The sequence below is a fragment of the Kitasatospora sp. NPDC052896 genome, assembly GCF_044547075.1.
In the GTDB taxonomy this organism is placed as follows: Bacteria; Actinomycetota; Actinomycetes; order Streptomycetales; family Streptomycetaceae; genus Kitasatospora.
Genome location: NZ_JBITZU010000026.1, coordinates 92,792 through 95,566 on the forward strand (window position 1 = coordinate 92,792; position 2,775 = coordinate 95,566).

A 2,775-nucleotide genomic window follows, 5' to 3' on the forward strand; every position below is an offset into this window, starting at 1 on the left:
GCGGCGGCCTCCCCCGCCCCGCGGCGGGGGGGGGGGGGGGCGGGGCCCGCCCCCCCCGGGGCCGGGCGCCGCGCGGCGCCGGCGCCCCCCCCCCCCCCCCCCCCCCCCCCCACCACGGGGTCACTGTGCGGCGACCTTGTTCCAGGTCAGCTCACGCTGATAGCCGTGGCGCCAGCCGCGGGTGTGGACCGGGTCAGTGCGAGGAAAGTCCCCAGCGGGTGACATGGCGTCGACGTTCTGTCCGCTGTCGTAGTACGACTGCAATGCGTAGGCGCCCCAGCTCTCCTCCCCGCCCCAGGACCACTGCTCCGCGTTGGAGCCCAGGCTGGAGGTCCCGGGCTGCTCCATCACCACGGCACCCTCGTTGCCACCGGTGTAGGCCATCACCTGGTACTTGCCGACGTTGAGCAGCGAGAACTGGGAATCGGGGCCCATCTGCATCCATTCGCAGTACGGGTTGCCGACGGCGGCGCTGGTGGACTGCAACCAGACCGACTGGTCATAGGCGCTGGCGCAGAGAACGGAGCCGTTGAACGCACCGTTCTCGATCCAGACGGCTCCGGGGACGGTTGCCGCCGAGGCCGAGGCCGCGGGGATCACGGTCAGACAGGCGGCGGCAATGCCGGTCGCGGCGATGGCGATCCGGAGGCGACGCCTGCCGCGGGAGGCCCACTTGGATTGGATCATGTCGCAACACTCCTTGGCTTGTTTCTCCGATGAGGGACCTGGCGCAAGTTCAGGCGCAGGGCGATCAGCCCCTTTGGCGCCCTTGAGCAAGCGAAGAGAACTCGCAGAACTCGCAGCGGATCTCCATCGCTTGACCGCGTACAGCAGAACATCGAGCCGGACAGGGACACCAGGAAGAGGAACGGGACGGACTACCGGAAGAACGACCGGAAGAATCCGCGATGCGGACAGCACGAGCGGGAAGGCCACGCGATGGCCACGCAGCCACAAGGAGGACGGGACGTCGCTGGGCACCTGGTCGAACAATCAGCAGACCCGGCGAGGCAGGCTCGGCCCGGAGCGGCGCGGGCAGTTGGAGGCCCTGGGCGTGGCCTGGTAGGCCGAGGTCCGGTCCGTTGGTCGGCGCGTTGCTGGCACCGTCCCGGGTGGGCGTTTTGGGAACATTCAGGAGTAGGTGCCTGTTCCTGACGGATGCCCATCGACGACCGCTTCCGCGATGTCGTAGCGGCGCCCAGGGATGCTCGTCCCCTGGGGTGGTTCGAGCCGACCCGGGAAGCGGAACAGCTCCGGGATCGGGATACGGCTGTCACGTTTGTCCACGCACTTCGGAGGCCCGACGCAGCGCCTCGAGAACGCGGGATGGGGCGGCGCTGCGCACGCGCGCCAAAGATGGCGATCGCGACGCCCCATACGGCCCTGTTCGACTGCCGTGCGAGACGAGCCGGGTCCAGGAAGCCGAGACCGTACTCCTGCCCAGAGCTGTCCGCTCGCTGATCCTCGCCACCCACAGCGGCTCGTGCGCCGGCGCCGCCAGCAACAAACGCGACACATTACGGTCGGGCGGGTCATCCGAACGGTTCCCGTCACACGGCCCGCACCACGACTCCCCTGACCTTAGGCCAAGAATGAACTACGGCCGCTCGGCGGCCAGATTCAGTGGCAGCGAAATGACGAACGACCAGTGGCACTCCCGTGCAGACCATCACCGGTAGCCGACATTTTCAAGTTCACTGGCCAGTGACCGTGAACGTCACCGGTGCCGCAACGCTACGCTCTCCAGTCCAGGTCACGGCGGTCACGTACACCGTATGCGTGCCTGCGGAGAAGGGGATGAGCGCGCCACCCGATGCCCATCCCCACTGACCCAGCATATTTACACCCAAGGTCCGCAAAACCGTGCCGTCCTCGGCCACTTCAACCCTGTCCACTCCCCCACCGCTCGCCGCCGTTCCCTGGAACAGCACCTGTTCCGATTGGACGCTTCCAGCTTCCGGCGATGTCACCACCGGCATGTCCACCGCCGCCCCAACCTCACTCTTCGACAAACGAGTTGATGAGGCGGCGGGTGCCGCGCTTGCCGTTCCCCCGATCACCAACAAGACAACTACTGCCTCCACTGCCACACGCCACCCTATGCGCGCTGCATTCACAGGAATCTCTCTTCTTCACACGGGTAGTGATCGACCTTGCGCGTAGGACCATACCCAGCTTCGACATGCTTCATCATTTTGTTCGAGTGCCTTCGGAACCCCGGGGCACGTTGACTGAAACCGCGCCCTCCCCGGGCCGCCGGCGACCGGTCAGGAGCGGTGCCACACGCACCCACCGGCGCCGTGATCCTCCGGCAGTTGGAGGGTGGTGGCCACCACCGCCGGCGCCTGGTGGTAGTCGCCACCCTCCGACACGGTGGACCGGCCGGACCGGATCCTTGTGCCACGTCTGCGACATGACGCAGGCGTGCGGTCTGGAGGCGTGCCTCAGCTGGTCATGGTGACCGAGGGCGGGGTCCAGGTGCCGTCGAGGACGCTGGGCTTGGGTGCGTACATGCGCAGGATCATGGAGAACTGGCCGCTCGATGCGGGCAGCCAGTTGGACTGCTCGCCTGCCGGGGCGTCGTGCTGGATGTAGATGTCCGTGACTCCTCCTCGGCGTAAACGCCGGGGCTTCTCGCTAGGCCGGGTTGGTCCCGCGATGGACCAGCCCGGCCCGTAGGACGTTGACGGCTCCCACCGTGTCGGCGTGCGCGATGTGGCCGCAGGACTGACAGTGGAACTTCTCCTGTGTGGGCCGGTTCTCCTTCGCTGTGTG

At 67.4% G+C, this 2,775-nt stretch carries 4 protein-coding genes; all 4 read right to left on the reverse strand.

What is annotated here, in order from left to right; all coding sequences use genetic code 11:
* Positions 1–120 precede the first annotated feature (120 nt).
* A complete protein-coding gene (locus ACIGXM_RS32070; RefSeq protein WP_396567125.1) occupies positions 121–687 on the reverse strand; it encodes a hypothetical protein in 567 nt (188 codons plus the stop codon).
* A 1,007-nt stretch (positions 688–1,694) separates the two neighbouring features.
* Positions 1,695–1,979: an Ig-like domain-containing protein gene (locus tag ACIGXM_RS32075; protein WP_396567127.1), complete on the reverse strand. Its 285-nt coding sequence runs from the start codon at positions 1,977–1,979 to the stop codon at positions 1,695–1,697.
* Between the two features lie 465 nt (positions 1,980–2,444).
* Complete coding sequence (locus tag ACIGXM_RS32080) at positions 2,445–2,660, reverse strand: DUF1214 domain-containing protein (protein WP_396567129.1); 216 nt, start codon at positions 2,658–2,660, stop codon at positions 2,445–2,447.
* Positions 2,638–2,775 (reverse strand): zinc ribbon domain-containing protein (locus ACIGXM_RS32085; RefSeq protein ID WP_396567131.1); only part of this gene is annotated, 138 nt, incomplete at its 5' end. The genes ACIGXM_RS32080 and ACIGXM_RS32085, both read right to left, overlap by 23 nt.